Source organism: Actinomycetota bacterium, from assembly GCA_030776725.1.
Taxonomy (GTDB): domain Bacteria; phylum Actinomycetota; class Nitriliruptoria; order Nitriliruptorales; family JAHWKO01; genus JAHWKW01.
On the sequence record JALYHG010000100.1, the window covers coordinates 23,904 to 40,520 of the forward strand.

Consider the following 16,617-nt stretch of genomic DNA (forward strand, 5'->3'; position numbering starts at 1 on the left):
CCCCACGACGCCGGCTCGCGCATCGGACCAACGATCGGACGCCGTCGCGGTCACGCGCCGACAGGCCCTGCCGTGTCGTCGGCAGTTTCGCGAGATCCGCTCGGAGCGAGGGGCGGAGCCGTACCATGCGGCACATGCGTGCGCGACGCGGGAGGTTCCGCTCGGCGCGGCGAGTTCGCCGCGCCTCCCACCGACGCGCCTCCCAAGGTGACGGCCCCGGACCACCGGCGATGCGCCTCGGCGATGTCCTCGGCATCGAGGTCGCCGCCGACCGGTCGTGGTTGGCCATCGCGTCGGTCCTGCTCGTGGCGTTCGCGGTGGTCTTCCGCGGATGGCTGGACCCCGCTCCGGCCGCCGCGGCCACGTTCGCCGTGACCGGCGCCGTCCTCGGCAGCGTCGTGATGCACGAGCTCGCCCATGCTCTGGTCGCACGCCGGCTGGGGATCGAGGTCGTCGGCATCACCCTGTTCGTGTTCGGCGGGATCGCACACCTGCGCGACGATCCGCCCCGAGCGGATCACGCGTTCGCGGTGGCGCTCGCAGGGCCCCTGGCCAACCTCCTCGTCGGTGGGCTGCTGATCGCCGCGCCCGACGTTCTGTCGGTGGCCGACCCGCTGACCGTCACCATCCTGACGTACCTGGGCGTGTTCAACGCCGCGCTCGGGTTGTTCAACCTGCTACCGGGCCACCCCCTGGACGGTGGCGTGCTCGTGCGATCGGCGGTGTGGGCCCGCACCGGCGATCCCGAGCGGGGCCGGCGTACGGCGCGACGCTGCGGGCTGGGTCTCGGTGTGTTGACGATCGCTGCGGGCGTGTCGCTGGCGGTCGCCGTCAGCATGGCCGACGGTCTGTACCTGGCGGCGGTCGGAGGGTTCCTGCTGCACGCGGCACGACAGGCCGCACGTCTGCATGCCGAACCGGACAGCGATACGGTCCCGGCCGAGGCGTAGCCCGCTCGGGTTCACCGTCCCCGATGGCCGCCATCCAGGGAGAAGCATCATGCGCATCCGTCTGCGCAACCCTGACCGAGAGGTCGAGCTGGAGGGCCCGCGCACCGTGCGGCAGGTCCTCGCCGAGCTCGACATCGACCCCCACACCGTCCTGGTCATCCGTGACGGCGAGCTCGTCACCGACCGGATGGCGATCGCCGACGAGGACGAGATCGAGATCCGTCCGGTGATGTCGGGCGGGGCCGGCGACCCGCGCTGTGTCGTCTGCCGCGTCCCGGCGGTGATCGAGGAGCCACGCCACCGCTCGGCGTGGTGCGGTGCTCACCTCGTGGACCACGTCCACAACCAGATCCGCAAAGCCATCGACCGCAACACGATGTTCAGCTACCGCGACCGGATCCTCGTGACGGTCTCCGGTGGGAAGGACAGCCTGGCGTTGTGGGACGCCCTGGTGACCATGGGTTACCGCGCGGACGGACTCTACGTCGGGCTGGGGATCGGCGGGTACAGCACCCGCTCCGGTCGCATCTGTCGCGATTTCGCCGCGGAGCGCGACGTCACCCTCCTCGAGGTCGATCTGGCCGACGCGTACGGCTACGCCATCCCGCACGCCTCCCAGGTCGCGGACCGGGCGACGTGTGGGGTGTGCGGGCTGTCGAAGCGCTACGTGTTCAACCGCGAAGCCGTGCGGGGCGGGTACGACGTCGTCGTCACCGGACACAACCTCGACGACGAGGCGGCGACCCTGCTGGGGAACGTCCTGCGCTGGCAGCGTGGCTTCCTGGCGCGGCAGCGCCCCGTCTTGCCCGCGACCGGCCCCAACCAGCCGCGCCGCTGCAAGCCCCTGTACCGCCTATCGGAGCGGGAGATGGCCGCCTACTGCGTCGTCCGCGGCATCGAGTACGTCGTCGAGGAGTGCCCCCTGGTCGCCGGGAACACCGGCATGGAGCTCAAGGAGGCCCTCAACGTGGTGGAACGCCACGCCCCGGGCACCAAGGCGCAGTTCCTGTTCGGCTTCCTGGAGAAGCACGCCGACGATCGGGGCGCCGAGGAGTGCCCCGACCAGGCGGACGTCGCGCTGGCCAGCTGCGCCGCTTGTGGCATGCCGACCTCGTCGCGTGACGATGACCACGCCCCGGTCTGCGCCTTCTGCCGCCAGCGCGACCGGATCGTGGCGCGGTTGCCCGCCCCACACGCGTGAGCGCGCGGCTGCCCGGCGCCGACGCCCCACTCGAGGCCGGGGAGCGGGTGATCCTCCGCGACCGCAAGGATCGCCGTTACCTGGTGCTGCTGGAGGTCGGCGGGGAGTGGCACAGTCACGCTGGCGTGCTGCGTCACGATGACCTGATCGGACGTCGGGAGGGCACCGCCGCACGGACCTCCAAGAACATGGCGGTGGTGGCCTTCCGCCCGACGCTGGAGGACTTCACCCTGAAGATGCCGCGCGGCGCGCAGGTGGTCTACCGCAAGGACCAGGCCATGATCGTGGCGCTCGGCGACGTCCGCCCGGGGTGCACGGTCGTGGAGGCCGGCGCCGGGTCGGGTGCGTTGAGCCTGGCGCTGCTGCAGGCCGTGGGCCCCGAGGGGCGCCTGATCTCCTACGAGCGGCGCGCCGATCATCTGGCGGACGCCCGTCGCAACGTCGAGAGCTTCCTCGGCGGTCCGCCGTCGAATTGGGACCTGCGTGCGGGTGATCTCGCCAACGCCCTGCCCGGACTGTCCTGCCACCGACTGGTCCTCGACGTGCTCGAACCGTGGGAGCTCGCGGCGGGTGCGGCCCAGGCCATCCGTCCAGGCGGGATCCTGATCGCCTACACCCCCACCATCACCCAGGTGATGCGACTGGTTGAGGCGCTGCAGGCAGACGGAGACTTCGGGCTGGTGCGGTCGTCGGAGACGCTGCACCGGACCTGGACGGTGTCGGGGTTGGCGGTGCGCCCTGACCACCGCATGGTGGCGCACACCGCGTTCCTGACCACGGCACGGCGGATCGGGACGCCCGAGGGTGCCTGATGGCAGCCGTTCGACTCATCGGCAGCCCGTTCGACTCATCGGCAGCCCGGCCGTCTCCACCTATACTTGACCCCGACGAGCGCTGTCCGGCCCCAAGGGAGGCCCCGTGACCGAGCGTCACTCCGACCGCCATCCTGATGACGTCCGCCGCCGCGCCGAGCACCAGCCAGAGGTGTTCGCCGGCAGCATCGACGATCACGACGAGCTGCAGGCTGAGCTGAAGTACCTCCGCGAAGAGGTCGAGCTGCTGCGGCGCCGCCTCGAGGCGAGCCCCAACCGCATCCGGCTCCTGGAGGAGCGTGTCCTGGAGACCAAGGGACAGCTGCAGGGCGCCCTCAACCAGAACGCCAAACTGGCCGAGACCCTCCGCGCGGCACGCGAGCAGCTCGCCACCCTCCGCGAGGAGGTCGAACGCCTCTCAAGCCCCCCGCAGAGCTACGCCTCGTTCCTCCGGCCCCACGACGACGAGACCGCTGACGTCTCCTCGCAGGGGCGCAAGCTGCGGGTCAACGTCGGACCCGACGTTGACGTTGACGAGCTCAGCCCCGGTCAGGAGGTGCTGCTCAACGAGGCGCTGAACATCGTCGGGGCCAGTCGGTACGAGGACGCAGGCGAGGTGATGATCGTCACCGAGCTTCTGGGCAAGGGACGTGCGCTGGTCATGGGCCGTGGCGACGAGGAGCTGGTGGTCCGCCTGGCCGATCCGCTCCTCGATCAGCCGCTCAAGGCTGGCGATTCGGTGCTGGTAGACTCCCGCGCCAACTACGCCTTGGAGATCGTGCCCAAGGCCGACGTCGAGCAGCTCGTGCTCGAGGAGGTCCCCGACATCACCTACGACCAGATCGGGGGCCTGGCCGAGCAGGTCGAACAGATCCGCGACGCCGTCGAGCTGCCGTACCTGCACGCGGATCTGTTCGCCGAACACGAGCTCAAGCCCCCCAAGGGCATCCTGCTGTACGGCCCGCCGGGATGCGGCAAGACGCTGATCGCCAAAGCGGTCGCCAACGCTCTGGCCAAGCGGGTGGCGGAGAAGACGGGGAAGTCCGACGCGCGGAGTTACTTCCTCAACGTCAAGGGCCCCGAGCTGCTCAACAAGTACGTCGGCGAGACCGAGCGTCAGATCCGACTGATCTTCCAGCGCGCTCGCGAGAAGTCCGCTGAGGGCTACCCGGTGATCGTGTTCTTCGACGAGATGGACTCGCTGTTCCGCACCCGCGGGTCGGGCGTCTCCTCGGACGTGGAGAACACCATCGTCCCGCAGCTGCTGGCGGAGATCGACGGGGTGGAGTCGCTGAAGGACGTCGTCGTGATCGGCGCGTCCAACCGTGAGGACATGATCGACCCGGCGATCCTGCGCCCCGGCCGCCTCGACGTGAAGATCAAGATCGAGCGCCCCGACAAGGACGCCGCCCGCGAGATCTTCCGCATCTACCTCCACTCGGGGCTCCCGCTTGACCCCGCCGAGGTCGATGGGCACGGAGGCGATCGCGCTGCGGTGATCAAGTCGATGATCAACCGCACCGTGGAGAAGATGTACGCCGAGGACGAGGACAACCGCTTCTTGGAGGTGACCTACGCCAACGGGGAGAAGGAGATCCTGTACTTCAAGGACTTCAACTCCGGAGCGATGGTGCAGAACGTGGTCGACCGCGCCAAGAAGTACGCGATCAAGCGCCTGATCGCCTCCACGGAACGTGGACTGCGCACCGACGACCTGGTCCGGGCGATCCGCGACGAGTGGCGCGAGAACGAGGACCTGCCCAACACCACCAACCCGGACGACTGGGCGCGCATCTCGGGCAAGAAGGGCGAACGGATCGTCTACGTGCGCACGCTGGTGAGCGGTGCGGAGGACAGCGGGAAGGCGATCGAGAACGTCAACGCGGGCCAGTACCTGTAAGAGCCCGCCCGCTTCTGCTCTTCCTGCGAGCGTCCGCCCACCCCGGTTAAGGGCCCCCCGCCTTCACTCCGGTCTCCCCGCCCGGTCAGCCCTGAGCGCCTCGGTCCAGGAGGCCTCAGACAGCGTCGCCGCCTACCCTTACCAACGACGGCCACGCACGACCGAAGGGGGTTCGGTGGTCCTTCCTAAGTACATCGGCACGGAGACCGAGTTCGGGATCACCGTACAGGGTCAGCCTGACGTCAACCCGGTGCTCGCCTCGTCGCTGGTCGTGTCGTCCTACCAGCCGATCGCCCGCCACCAGGTCAAGTGGGACCACTCGGAGGAGCACCCGCTCCGCGACGCACGCGGCTACGAGGAACAGTCGTCGCACGAACCACCCGGCGATGAGGACCTGGGGCTGGCGAACACCGTACTGACCAACGGGGCGCGCTTCTACGTCGACCACGCCCATCCGGAGTACTCCAGCCCCGAGTGCAGCAACCCCCGCGACCTCGTGATCTGGGACAAGGCCGGGGAGCGCATCCTCGAGGTCGCCGCGCAGCGCGCAGTGAACGCGCTCGCCGGCGGCCGGGTCCTGATCCACAAGAACAACACCGACGGCAAGGGCGCTGCCTACGGGACCCACGAGAACTACCTGGTCGACCGCGCCGTCCCGTTCCCCACGCTGGTCAAACAGCTCATCCCCGTCTTCGTATCGCGCCTGCTGTACGTGGGGGCGGGACGCATCGGGAACGAGTTCGACGACCCGGACGTCGACTACCAGCTGTCCCAGCGGGCCGACTTCTTCGAGGTCGAGGTCGGGTTGGAGACGACGCTCAAGCGCCCGATCATCAACACCCGCGACGAGCCCCACGCCGACCCGGAGCGCTACCGACGCCTGCACGTCATCAACGGCGACGCCAACCTGTGTGAGGTCGCGACGTTCCTGAAGGTGGGGACCACCGCGATCATCCTGTCGATGATCGAGGATGGCGCGGCGCCCGATCCACCGGAGCTGGCGAAGCCGGTGGCTGCCTTCCACGCGATCAGCCACGACCTGACCGGCCGTGGGACCGTCATGCTCAAGGACGGGCGGCAGGTCACCGCTCTGGACCTGCAGTGGCGGTACCTCGAGGCAGCCAAGCGGTACTGCAAGGACCTCGACCTCGACCCGGTCCATGCCGAGGTGCTGCAACGCTGGGAGTCGGTCCTGACCACGGCCGAAGAGGACCCACGGCGCCTGGCCGGTCAGGTCGACTGGGCGACGAAGCTGCAGCTGCTCGACCAGTACCGCCAGCGGCACGGCCTGGATTGGCGCGACGACCGCATGAAGATGGTGGACCTGCAGTACCACGATGTCCGACGCGACAAGGGGCTCTACCACCGCCTCGCGGAGCGCGGCAAGGTCGAACGGCTGGTGGCCGAGAGCGAGATCGAGCGGGCGATGTGGCACCCGCCGGCCGACACCCGCGCGTACTTCCGCGGCCGCTGCCTGGACAAGTTCCGTGACCACATCGTGGCTGCCGGATGGGACGCGTTGATCTTCGACGTCGGCCGTGACGCGCTGCAACGGGTGCCGATGATGGACCCGGGGAAGGGCACCGCCGCCCACGTCGGTGACGTCCTGGACGCAGCCGAGACGGCCGAGGACCTGCTGGCGTCCCTGACCGGCTGAGCGTGGGTACCCTCCCCACAACCAGCAGGAGGGACAGCGTGAGCGACGGGGGACGTACCCAGAAGCGGGCCCGGACCCGGGAAGCCGAAGAGGAGCAGTCCACGCAAGCGGCTGAGACGACGTCCGAGGACGTGATCGAGGACGTCGACGAGCTCCTCGATGAGATCGACGAGGTCCTCGAGGAGAACGCCGAGGAGTTCGTCAAGAACTACGTCCAGAAGGGCGGTCAGTAGCGCACCCGCCGGGCGCGCGGTGGCTCACCGGCGCCGGTCGCGTCGGCGCAGGGTCAGCACGAACACCGCCAAGCCGACTGCGCCCCCCGCGCCAGCGCTGACGGCAACCACCGGCCGCCCCGCCGATGCGGTGGGCTCCGACGCGGTGGTTGGTGGCTGCGCGGCGTCGTCGTCACGGGTTGGCTGGTCCGGCGCCGCCGGTAGCTGGCCAGGATGAGGATCGACCCCCTCCGGGCGCGGCGGGGCCAGCATCGCCACCATGATCCCCATCACGTCCTGCCAGGTGCGGCTGCTGTCGTAGACCGCTGTCAGGCGGAGGACATCACCCGACGCCACCGGGACGCCGTCGGGATCCGCGAACGTCGTCATCGCCGTCAGCGGCCACGGTTGGCCGGGGACGCTGTGGATCGCTTCTGATGTGAACAGCTGCGTCCCGGCTGTGGCGTTGTCCAGCCGCAGCTGCAGGCCGCCGTCGTGCAGGTGACCGCCGGCGAACACGAACCGGCCGCCGATCGGCATCTCGTAGGTCCAAACCTCCTCGTGCAAGCCGCCCTCGCCACTGCCCGCCTCGACGGTGAACACCGGGTGCGCGCTGCAGTTGCGCACGTCGAGCCAGACCGGCCGGACCGGGACGATGCCGTCTGCGTCGACCTCGGCGACGTAGCCGAGGTCGAGCTGGATGAACGCCTCGGCGTGACCCGCCATGCCGTCGAGCATCGCGACGAGCACCCAGTCGGGCACGTCGGTGCGTGCCTGCGGCGCTGGGCTGACCCAGTGGTAGCCGTACCCGTCGGGGACGACGACCTCGGTGCGCTCGCTCCCCGTGGCGAAGAAGCGTTCGAAGTTGGGCGCGGTGTCCTCGTAGGTGTCGCAGGTGAGGTCATCCTGGTGGGGGTTGAGCCAGACCGCGTGGTGCAGGTGCACCGCGTGGTGGTGCACCTGCTGACCGTCGGCGTCGACCAACGTCGCCCGAGCCGAGGTGACGTACCCGGCCTCGGGTGGGGCAGCCACGCCGCTGAGCAGCTCGACGCGTTCGCCGGGCGGCACCGAGATCGGCCCGGCCACGCAGCGGTACCCGTCAGCGGTCGCATCGCACCATGACGGCACCTCACCCGGTCGGGCGACCGCTTCCGCTCGCGGAGGCCCCGCAGCCACCAGGAGCGTCGCGGCTGCTGCGACCCCGGCGATCCCGGCGACGATCGACCCCCGTCGGCGCGGGCCGACGGCTGCACGAGGCGGTTGCATCGCCGAGTGTCCGTCCATCGCTGGCGGCCCGTCGCGGGCCGGCTCGGCCGGATCGTAGAGCAGCACACCTCGCCCGGTGTCCTACTATCCATGGCGTTGCAGCGGCCCAACGACGTAGGAGTGGCGATGCCAAGGAGCGTCCCGACGCATCGGGCCACGGTGGTGCGCCGTTGACGCCCGACCCGCCACGCACCGGCCTGTGGGGCGAGCTCCGGCTGCCAACGCCGTTCGACCCCGACGGGTCGTCGTTCTTCGAGGTGATGCGGCGGCGGTCGCCCGACGCGGTGCCCGGCATGCTCCGTGGTTCGGGCGGCGGTGACGCGCCCGACGTACTCGGCGAGCTCACTGCCGAGGGCACAACCGTCCTCGCGTTGACCTACCGCGACGGCGTCGTGGTGGCTGGCGACCGTCGCGCGACCGCCGGGCACCTGATCTCCAAGAAGGACGTGCGCAAGGTCTTCCCCGCCGACCGGTTCAGCGCCATCGCGATCAGCGGGGCGGCGGGCTTCGCCATGGAGCTCGCCAAGGTGTTCGCCACCGAGCTCGAGCACTACGAGAAGGTCGAGGGCGACACGCTGTCGCTGGAAGGCAAGGCCAACCGGCTGGCGCACATGGTCCGCGCCCACCTCCCGTTCGCGATGCAGGGCCTCGTGGTGGTCCCGCTGTTCGCCGGGGTCGAGGCGGCCGACACCCACGGTCGGATCTTCGAGTACGACCCGGTCGGTGGCCGGTACCTGTCGGCCGACTACGCCGCCACGGGATCAGGCGGCCGCGACGCCCGTGGGGCCCTCAAGCGCGATCACGATCCCGACGCGCCGCAGGAGGGCGCTGTCCGCTTGGCGGTCAGCGCACTGTTCGACGCGGCGGAGGAGGACAGCGCCACCGGCGGTCCCGACCTGATCCGGCGCATCTACCCGATCGTCGCCGTGATCGACGGTGACGGGTACCGGGAGATGAGCGAGGAGTCGGTCGGCGCGCACGTCGAGGACGTGGTCGCGTCGCGCGAGGAACGCACGATCGCGGACGTACCGCCGCAGCGGTGACCGTGCCGGAAGCCTGACGGGAGACACCACCGTGGCGATGCCCTTCTACGTCTCGCCCGAGCAGATGATGAAGGACCGGGCCGAATACGCCCGCAAGGGCATCGCCCGGGGGCGAGCACTGGTGGCCATGGAGTACGACGACGGCGTCGTGTTCGTCAGCGAGAACCCGTCGCGGTCGCTGTACAAGACGTCGGAGATCTACGATCGGATCGCGTTCGCGGCGGTCGGGAAGTACAACGAGTTCGAGGCGCTCCGCGTCTCGGGCATCCGCCTCGCCGACGCCAAGGGATACCAGTACGGCCGCGAGGACGTCACCGTCAAGTCGCTGGCCAACGCCTACAGCCAGGCGCTCGGTGCGATCTTCATGGGGGAGGGCAAGCCCTTCGAGGTGGAGATGCTGATCGCCGAGGTCAGCGGCGAGGACGGGGCGGAACTCTACCACATCCTCTACGACGGATCGATCGTCGACGAGCACCGCTACGTGGCGATCGGCGGGGAGTCCGAGGAGCTGACCCGCGCCCTGGAGTCCCGGTACCAGGAAGGTGCGTCCCTCGACGACGCCGTCCGGCTGGCCGTGTCGGTCCTCGGACCCGACCGCGAGATCGCCCCCGGCGACCTGGAGATCTCGGGGCTGTCGCGCGAGCGTGAGCGGCGGAAGTTCTTCCGGCTCGACGACCAGGACATCGCCAGGGTCCGCAGCGAGGGGGCGTGACCGGCACCGACCGCTGGTCGCGGCACGCCAGCTTGATCGCCGTAGCCGCCGTCGTGATCGGGGTGACCGCATCAGCCGTGGCGGTGGAGCGCTCTGGGGTGTCGACCCCCGACCGCCCCGCCGCGGCCCCGTCCACACCCGCCCCCGCCGTCGCCTCCGAGGCCCTCGGCGGGCAGTTGCAGCGGGTGGCACGGATCGTGTCGGAGGTGCGCGGGCTGGAGTTCGAACAGATCCCACGACCGACCTACCTCCCACCCGAGGAGCTCGCGGCGCGCGCACGGGCGCTGGTCGAGGAGTACACGGACGAGGAAGCCGAGGCCGACCGGCGGATCCTGGTCGCTTTGAGAGCGATCCCGCCGGGGACCGACCTGCGTGAGATGCTCGCGACCGCGCTCGGGGAGCAGGTGGCGGGCTTCTACGACAAGCGCACCCGCGAGCTGGTCGTCAGAGCCGGCGACGGCGAGCGGCTGGGTCCCCTCGACGAGGTGACTCTGGCCCACGAGCTCGAGCACGCCCTGGTCGACCAGGTCCTGGGGCTGCCGTTCGCCGAGCGTGATCCGGCCCCCGGCGAGGAGGACGCCGCCTTCGCGGCCAGCGCGCTGGTGGAGGGCGACGCCACCCTCACCATGATCCGGTACGCCGAACGTGCGCTGACGCCCGAGCAGCAGGTCGAGCTGCTGGCCGAACAGGCGAGGCTCGCCGCTGAGCTCGGCGACCTCACCGACCTTCCCCACGTCGTCCAACGGTCGCTGTCGTTCCCGTACGAGGAGGGGCTCGCGTTCGTGGTGCACCTGTGGGACATCGACGGGTTCGCGGCCGTGAACGGCGCCTACCGTCGCCCGCCAACCACCACGTTGCAGATTCTCGTCCCCGAGCGCTACGTCGGTGGCGACGGCGGCGCCGCCGATCCCCGCGACGTCACGGACCTGCCCGCACCGTGGACCCGCGACACGTCGCTGGCCGTGGGCGCTGCGGATCTGCTGTTCCTGTTCGAGGCACCCGGGGACGATCCGACGCAGGCGCTGGCCGACCCGCGCGGCGCAGCGACGCGGTGGCGGGGCGGCGAGGTCGTGTTGTTCACCGACGGCGGCCGCAGCGCCGTCGCGATGGCATTGGAGGGTGAGACGGGACTGTGCGCAGCCGTTGGCGAGTGGTACGCGGCCGCGTTCGGACCCGGCCGCGGCAGCCAGGGCCGGACGGAGTTCGAGGGCGCCTCCCAGGATGCGGTGTTGAGCTGCGAGGGGCCGGAGGTGCGGCTGGGGATCGGTCCTGACCTCGCCACGGCCGCTGCGCTCGCCGCCTGAAGCCACGCCGCCGCGACCGCGCTGCCCGTACCATGGCGTCGGACGAGCTCGCGGGGAACCGGATGCGGCGCAGGATCTTCGGCATCGAGAACGAGTACGGCGTCACGTGCACGTTCCGTGGCCAGCGCCGTCTGAGTCCCGACGAGGTCGCCCGCTACCTGTTCCGCCGCGTGGTCTCCTGGGGCCGCTCCAGCAACGTGTTCCTGGAGAACGGCGCACGTCTGTACCTGGACGTGGGCAGCCACCCCGAGTACGCCACGCCCGAGTGCGACTCGCCGCGTCAGGTGGTCATCCACGACAAAGCCGGGGAGCGGATCCTGGAGGACCTCGTGCACGCCGCGGAGCAGCGGCTGCACGAGGAGGGCATCGCCGGCGAGATCTCGTTGTTCAAGAACAACACCGATTCGGCGGGGAACTCGTACGGTTGTCACGAGAACTACCTGGTCACGCGGGTCGGCGAGTTCCAACGCCTGGCGGACGCGCTGATCCCCTTCCTGGTGACCCGCCAGATCTTCACCGGTGCGGGGAAGGTGTTGCACACCCCGCGGGGCGCGGTCTTCAGCCTGTCGCAGCGTGCGGAGCACATCTGGGAGGGGGTGTCGTCGGCGACCACCCGGTCACGGCCGATCATCAACACCCGTGACGAGCCCCACGCCGACGCGGAGCGCTACCGCCGGCTGCACGTGATCGTGGGCGACTCGAACATGAGCGAGTACGCCGCCTGGCTCAAGGTCGCCACCACCGACCTGGTGCTGCGCATGCTCGAAGAGCAGTCGATCATGCGTGACCTCACGCTGGAGAACCCGATCCGCTCGATCCGGGAGGTCAGCCACGACCTGACCGGACGGCGGCGGCTCCGGCTGGCGACGGGCCGCGAGCTGAGTGCGCTCGAGATCCAGCAGGCGTACCTCGAGCGGGTCGAGCGCTTCGCGGCGACGACCGACATGGATCCCGACGCCAAGGAAGCCCTCGACCAGTGGCGCGACGTCGTCGAGACGATCGCCGAGGATCCGTTCCGCCTGCACAGGGAGCTGGATTGGGTCGCCAAGTACCGCCTGATCGAGCGTTTCCGCACCCGTCACGGCCTACCGCTGTCCCACCCCAGGGTCGCCATGGTCGACCTCGCCTACCACAACGTCGCCCGCGACCGGGGTCTGTTCCACGTCCTGCAGCGCCGGGGGGAGCTGCAGCGGCTGTTCGACGCCGAGATCGACGAGGCCAAGTTCGAGCCGCCGCCCCACACGCGGGCGGCGCTCCGCGGCCGGTTCATCCGTCAGGCCAAAGCCCGCCGCCGGGACTACACGGTGGACTGGGTCCACCTCAAGCTCAACGACCAGGCCCAGCGCACCGTCCTGTGCAAGGACCCGTTCCGCTGGCAGGACGAGCGCGTCGAGAAGCTGATCGCGTCGATGTAGGCGACTCCTCCGTTAGCCTGCGGGCGCGATGACGGCGAAGGTCGAGCGGCTCATCAACCTCACGGTGGCGCTCCTCGAGACGCGCCGTCCGCTCACCCTCGCCGAGATCCGCCGCGACGTGGCTGGTTACCACCACGACGACCCGGAGTCCGCCCGGCGGATGTTCGAACGTGACAAGAACGACCTGCGACAGCTCGGCGTGCCGATCGAGACCCGTCCGGTGGATCCCCTCGGGCCGGACGTGGGCTACCTGATCGATCCGGACGCCTACGCGCTGCAGCCGGTCGAGCTGTCCGCCGAGGAGGTCGCGGCGCTGTCGATCGCCGTGCAGGTCACCGGGGAGGAGGCTGCCCGCCCCGGTCTGGCGAAGGTCGCCACACGGGCACCCGACCCGGCGGCGGTCCCCACCCCGCCGGCACGGATCGACGTCGGCGGCGACGCGCTCGACGGCGTCGCCGACGCCGTCGTGGAGCGGCGCAGCGTCGGCTTCGGGTACCGCACCGCCAGCGGGGCGGCGTCCACCCGGATGGTGGATCCCTACGGGGTCGTGCAACGGCGGGGCGCCTGGTACCTGGTCGGACGCGACCACGACCGCGACGCCGTCCGCGCGTTCCGCATGGATCGCCTCACGACCGCGCCGGAGGTCGCAAGCGAACCCCACGCCTACACCACGCCCGCGGACCTCGACCTGGCGGCACACGTGGCGGGACCGGTCGGTGAGATGATCGCCGCGGTGGTGGCGTTCGCCCCCGGGGTCGTGTGGGAGATCGCCGCCCGCGGCGGCGTCTCCCAAGGCACCCGCGACGACGGCTGGGTGGTCGCCCGGTTCGACGACGTGGATCCGCAGCGCTTCCTGCCCTGGGTCCTGACGTTCGGCGCACACGCCGAGGTCCTCGCGCCGCCGGAGCTCCGCGCCGACGCCCGGACGCGGCTCCGGGACCTCCTGGAGGTCAACCGGTGACCGCCGCTGACGACGCCGCGCGGATGCTGACCTTGGTGCCGTGGTTCCTGGAACGTCCCGCTGCCACGGTCGACGAGGCCGCCCAGGCCTTCGGCGTGGACCGGCGGACCATCCTCGCCGACCTCGACACGATCGGGTACTGCGGCCTGCCTGGCCTCGGCGGGGGAGACCTGTTCGACATCGACGTCGTGGACGACCGGGTGGTGGTCCGCGTCGCGTGGGTCGAGGAACCGCTGCGGCTCACCGCCCGCGAAGCGCTCCGCCTGGTGCTGGCTGGAGAGGCGGTCGTGGCCGCTCTCGGCGAGGACCTGCCGGCGCTGCGCTCCGCGCTGGACCAGGTGCGCGCCGCGGCCGGGATCCCGGAGGGGGTCCGGGTCCAGCTCGCCGAGGACGGCACCCACTGGCTCCCGCCGCTTCGGACGGCGATCGCCGACCACCGGCGCGTGCGGCTGCACTACCGCAGCCGAGGCGAGGCCGCCCCCAGTCCCCGTCAGGTCGACCCCTGGGCCCTGCAGGTGTCCGACGGGTCGTGGTACGTGCACGGGCTCGACCACCGCTCCGGCGAGCGACGCAGCTTCCGCCTCGACCGCATCGCCGGCCTCGACGTGCTGGACACCCCGGCCACGCCACGCCCTGCCGACCTCGACCTCGCCCCGCCGCGGTACGAACCGGGACCTGGCGACGTCTCGGTTGAACTGGTCCTCGCCCCTGACGTGCGCTGGGTCGCCGAGAGTGTGCGCCCCGACATCGTCGAGGAACTCGCAGACGGCGGCCGGCGGATCGTGTTGCACACCGACGCGCTGCGGTGGATCCAGCGGATCGTGCTGAGCGCAGGACCGGGCGTGACCGTGCTGCGGCCCCGCGAACTCCGCGACGCCGTCCGCCAAGCCGCCTCCGCCGCGCTCGAGCGCTACACGCAACCGGAAGGAGGCCTCAAGCCGGCCCCGCCGGAAGCCGACCCTCTGGGCAAGGCCAACACGGGAGGGGAGCGCGATGACCACGATCCGGGCGACGTGCCACCAATGCGGTGAGATCGATCTCACCCCAGCCGACATCCGTCTGACGGTCGTGCGCGGCGCCGACTCCCCGGTCGGCCCCGACAGCCACTACACCTTCACGTGCCCGGTCTGCCGGTCCGTGGTCGACAAGCCGGCCGACGAGCGCGTCACGCGCCTGCTCACCACCGGTGGTGTCACGGTCAACGTGATCGAGGCAACACCGGTGCTGCTCGCGCACCCCGAGGACCCGCCCGGTGGCGCGCCGTTCGGCCACGACGACGTGTTGGATCTGCACCTGCTGCTGGGCCTCGACGACTGGTTCGAGCGCCTCCTCGGCGCCTGCACGCCCGGCAGGGCCTAGACTCCAAGCTCCCGCCGATGGGTCACCGTGCTGGTTGCTGCCGCCGCGACCGTCGTCGTGGCGCTGGCCGTCCTCGCCACCGTCACGTGGCTGCTGGTCCGACGCGTCAAGGGCTTGGCGGCCACGCTGAGGCAGCAGCGAGCAGCGCTCGAGCCGGGGATGATCCTGGTCGGCCGTGAGGCACAGGCCGCACACTCGGCGCTCACGCAGCCGCGCGCCTGGCCACCGCCGGCCGACGGACACGTCGCCCCGACCAGCCGCCCCCCGTACGGACCGCCGACGCCAGGTTCGCGCTGACCCACACGTCTCGCCTGACCCCAGGGCGTACACTTTCCGCGGGCGCCGTCGCCCACACCGTCGGCATCCCCGCGTCCAGGTCAGGGTCAACCATGAACCCCGGTGCGCCAGAGCTCATCATCATCCTCGTGATCATCTTGGTCCTGTTCGGGGCGAAGAGGCTCCCCGACCTGGCCGGCTCCGTTGGCAAGAGCATCAAGGAGTTCCGCAAGGCCTCCGAGGAGCCTGAGGTCGAGGACTCCAACGCCACGGAGCGCGACGCGCCGACCGCGTGACCACCACTGACTCCGCCGCCACGAACGAGGTTCGCCCGGCCGAGATGACGCTCGGCGAGCACCTGGCCGAGCTGCGGACGCGGCTGCTACGTGTGGTGATCGCCCTGGCTGCCGGGGCGGTGGTCGGCTGGTTCGTCTACGAGCCCGTCCTGGCGTTCGTCAAGCAGCCCTACTGCAACCTGCCCGGCGCCTACCGCGACGTCCAAGGCGACTGCTCGCTGGTCTTCCTCCGGGTCCTGGAACCGTTCGGGGTCCGGGTCAAGATCGCGCTGATCGTGGGCCTGTTCCTCACCGCGCCGGTGCTGTTCCACCAGGTGTGGCGGTTCGTGGTTCCCGGTCTCACCGAACGGGAACGGCGCTACACCCTGCCGTTCGTGGTGTTGAGCCAGCTGATGTTCGTGCTCGGGGCCGCCTTCGCCTACCTGGTCATCCCACGCGGTCTGGGTTTCCTCATCGGGTTGGGTGGGGACCAGGTCACCACGCTGCTGTCTGTCGCCGAGTACGTGTCGTTCATCCTCACCACGGCGGTGGCCTTCGGGCTCGTGTTCGAGGTCCCGCTGGTCGTGGTCTTCCTGGCCGCGGTCGGGATCGTGTCCAGCGCACAACTGCGTCGCTTCCGGCCGTACGCCCTGGTGTTGAACGCCGTCATCGCCGCGCTCGTCACACCGACAGCCGACGCGGTCACGATGCTGTTCATGGTGGCGCCCATGGCAGCGTTGTACGAGGGCTCTATCCTGGCCGCCCGACTGATCGAACGCAGCCGGCGACGGCGTGACATGGCTGTGGCGGAGAGGACGACCACATGACCACCAGCACCCGCGGCCCTGGGACCGGGAAGGTCCCGCCACACATCCAGGATCGTCTGGCGGCCAAACGTGCCCGCGCCGAGCGCCGCGAGCTGCTCGGTCCGTGGTACCGCCGGGCGCCGTTCGTCGGTGTGGTGGCCGCACTGATCGGTCTGTCCGCAGGGATCGCGATCGGTCGGGTCACCGCGCCCGACCCGCTCGCCGCCGCCGCGGACGAGCTCGGGTCGCTGGCGTTGGCGGTCGAGCAGTCAGCGATGATCTGGGAGTCGGGGTTGCCGACCGGCGAACGGTCCGTCCAGAGCGGTCTCACGACGCTCCGTGATGGCGACCCGTCGGTCGTCACCGAGCACCTGGACACGTGGTTGCGTGCCTACGGGCAGGCGATCGCGGCGCTGGAGGCCGCCGAGGTGTCACCCGCCGCGGACGGCGCCCGCCAGCTGTTCGTCG

The 16,617-nt window shown here is 70.6% G+C and carries 18 protein-coding genes; 17 read left to right on the forward strand and 1 reads right to left on the reverse strand.

The window, feature by feature from the left end; genetic code table 11:
- Positions 1-230: 230 nt before the first annotated feature.
- From M3N57_04670 to M3N57_04695, 6 genes are all read left to right on the forward strand, one after another.
- Entirely contained in the window at positions 231-950 is a 720-nt protein-coding gene (locus M3N57_04670) for a M50 family metallopeptidase (protein ID MDP9021992.1), read from the forward strand.
- A 49-nt stretch (positions 951-999) separates the two neighbouring features.
- Positions 1,000-2,151, forward strand: coding sequence for a MoaD/ThiS family protein (locus M3N57_04675; GenBank protein ID MDP9021993.1), 1,152 nt, complete (start codon positions 1,000-1,002; stop codon positions 2,149-2,151).
- Entirely contained in the window at positions 2,148-2,963 is an 816-nt protein-coding gene (locus tag M3N57_04680; GenBank protein ID MDP9021994.1) for a tRNA (adenine-N1)-methyltransferase, read from the forward strand. The genes M3N57_04675 and M3N57_04680 overlap by 4 nt, the downstream gene beginning before the upstream one ends.
- A 172-nt stretch (positions 2,964-3,135) precedes the next feature.
- Positions 3,136-4,863 carry a proteasome ATPase gene (arc, locus tag M3N57_04685; GenBank protein MDP9021995.1) on the forward strand — a complete coding sequence of 576 codons (1,728 nt, stop codon included), beginning with the start codon at positions 3,136-3,138 and terminating at the stop codon, positions 4,861-4,863.
- Between the two features lie 175 nt (positions 4,864-5,038).
- Positions 5,039-6,520 (forward strand): proteasome accessory factor PafA2, encoded by a 1,482-nt coding sequence (locus tag M3N57_04690; GenBank protein ID MDP9021996.1) that lies wholly within the window; start codon positions 5,039-5,041, stop codon positions 6,518-6,520.
- A 38-nt stretch (positions 6,521-6,558) separates the two neighbouring features.
- Positions 6,559-6,753 carry a ubiquitin-like protein Pup gene (locus M3N57_04695; GenBank protein MDP9021997.1) on the forward strand — a complete coding sequence of 65 codons (195 nt, stop codon included), beginning with the start codon at positions 6,559-6,561 and terminating at the stop codon, positions 6,751-6,753.
- Between the two features lie 24 nt (positions 6,754-6,777).
- Here M3N57_04695 and M3N57_04700 read toward each other — a convergent pair whose 3' ends face one another.
- On the reverse strand, positions 6,778-8,064 hold the full coding sequence (locus tag M3N57_04700; protein ID MDP9021998.1) for a hypothetical protein: 1,287 nt from the start codon (positions 8,062-8,064) through the stop codon (positions 6,778-6,780).
- 104 nt (positions 8,065-8,168) lie between these two features.
- Here M3N57_04700 and prcB point away from each other — a divergent pair, with 104 nt between their 5' ends.
- The 11 genes from prcB to M3N57_04755 all read left to right on the forward strand — a co-directional run.
- Positions 8,169-9,041: a proteasome subunit beta gene (prcB, locus tag M3N57_04705; protein ID MDP9021999.1), complete on the forward strand. Its 873-nt coding sequence runs from the start codon at positions 8,169-8,171 to the stop codon at positions 9,039-9,041.
- Between the two features lie 37 nt (positions 9,042-9,078).
- Complete coding sequence (gene prcA / locus M3N57_04710) at positions 9,079-9,753, forward strand: proteasome subunit alpha (GenBank protein ID MDP9022000.1); 675 nt, start codon at positions 9,079-9,081, stop codon at positions 9,751-9,753.
- Positions 9,750-11,057, forward strand: a complete 1,308-nt coding sequence (locus M3N57_04715; GenBank protein MDP9022001.1) for a hypothetical protein — start codon at positions 9,750-9,752, stop codon at positions 11,055-11,057. Before prcA ends, M3N57_04715 begins: the two co-directional genes overlap by 4 nt.
- Before the next feature lie 62 nt (positions 11,058-11,119).
- Positions 11,120-12,472, forward strand: coding sequence for a Pup--protein ligase (gene pafA / locus M3N57_04720; protein MDP9022002.1), 1,353 nt, complete (start codon positions 11,120-11,122; stop codon positions 12,470-12,472).
- Positions 12,473-12,500: 28 nt separating this feature from the next.
- A complete protein-coding gene (locus M3N57_04725) occupies positions 12,501-13,433 on the forward strand; it encodes a WYL domain-containing protein (GenBank protein ID MDP9022003.1) in 933 nt (310 codons plus the stop codon).
- On the forward strand, positions 13,430-14,464 hold the full coding sequence (locus M3N57_04730; GenBank protein MDP9022004.1) for a WYL domain-containing protein: 1,035 nt from the start codon (positions 13,430-13,432) through the stop codon (positions 14,462-14,464). Before M3N57_04725 ends, M3N57_04730 begins: the two co-directional genes overlap by 4 nt.
- Complete coding sequence (locus M3N57_04735; protein MDP9022005.1) at positions 14,427-14,792, forward strand: hypothetical protein; 366 nt, start codon at positions 14,427-14,429, stop codon at positions 14,790-14,792. Before M3N57_04730 ends, M3N57_04735 begins: the two co-directional genes overlap by 38 nt.
- 27 nt (positions 14,793-14,819) lie before the next feature.
- Positions 14,820-15,089: a hypothetical protein gene (locus tag M3N57_04740; protein ID MDP9022006.1), complete on the forward strand. Its 270-nt coding sequence runs from the start codon at positions 14,820-14,822 to the stop codon at positions 15,087-15,089.
- A gap of 92 nt (positions 15,090-15,181) precedes the next feature.
- Complete coding sequence (gene tatA, locus M3N57_04745) at positions 15,182-15,364, forward strand: twin-arginine translocase TatA/TatE family subunit (protein MDP9022007.1); 183 nt, start codon at positions 15,182-15,184, stop codon at positions 15,362-15,364.
- Positions 15,361-16,170, forward strand: a complete 810-nt coding sequence (tatC, locus tag M3N57_04750) for a twin-arginine translocase subunit TatC (GenBank protein MDP9022008.1) — start codon at positions 15,361-15,363, stop codon at positions 16,168-16,170. Before tatA ends, tatC begins: the two co-directional genes overlap by 4 nt.
- Positions 16,167-16,617, forward strand: a 451-nt coding sequence (locus M3N57_04755; GenBank protein MDP9022009.1) for a hypothetical protein, incomplete at its 3' end; no start/stop codon positions are given. The genes tatC and M3N57_04755, both read left to right, overlap by 4 nt.

Excerpts from the sequence above, each read along its gene's own strand:
- M3N57_04670 (MDP9021992.1), top strand. The coding sequence starts at position 231 with ATGCGCCTCGGCGATGTCCTCGGCATCGAGGTCGCCGCCGACCGGTCG.
- M3N57_04675 (MDP9021993.1), top strand. The coding sequence starts at position 1,000 with ATGCGCATCCGTCTGCGCAACCCTGACCGAGAGGTCGAGCTGGAGGGC.
- prcA (MDP9022000.1), top strand. The coding sequence starts at position 9,079 with ATGCCCTTCTACGTCTCGCCCGAGCAGATGATGAAGGACCGGGCCGAA.
- pafA (MDP9022002.1), top strand. The coding sequence starts at position 11,120 with ATGCGGCGCAGGATCTTCGGCATCGAGAACGAGTACGGCGTCACGTGC.
- M3N57_04725 (MDP9022003.1), top strand. The coding sequence starts at position 12,501 with ATGACGGCGAAGGTCGAGCGGCTCATCAACCTCACGGTGGCGCTCCTC.
- M3N57_04735 (MDP9022005.1), top strand. The coding sequence starts at position 14,427 with ATGACCACGATCCGGGCGACGTGCCACCAATGCGGTGAGATCGATCTC.
- tatA (MDP9022007.1), top strand. The coding sequence starts at position 15,182 with ATGAACCCCGGTGCGCCAGAGCTCATCATCATCCTCGTGATCATCTTG.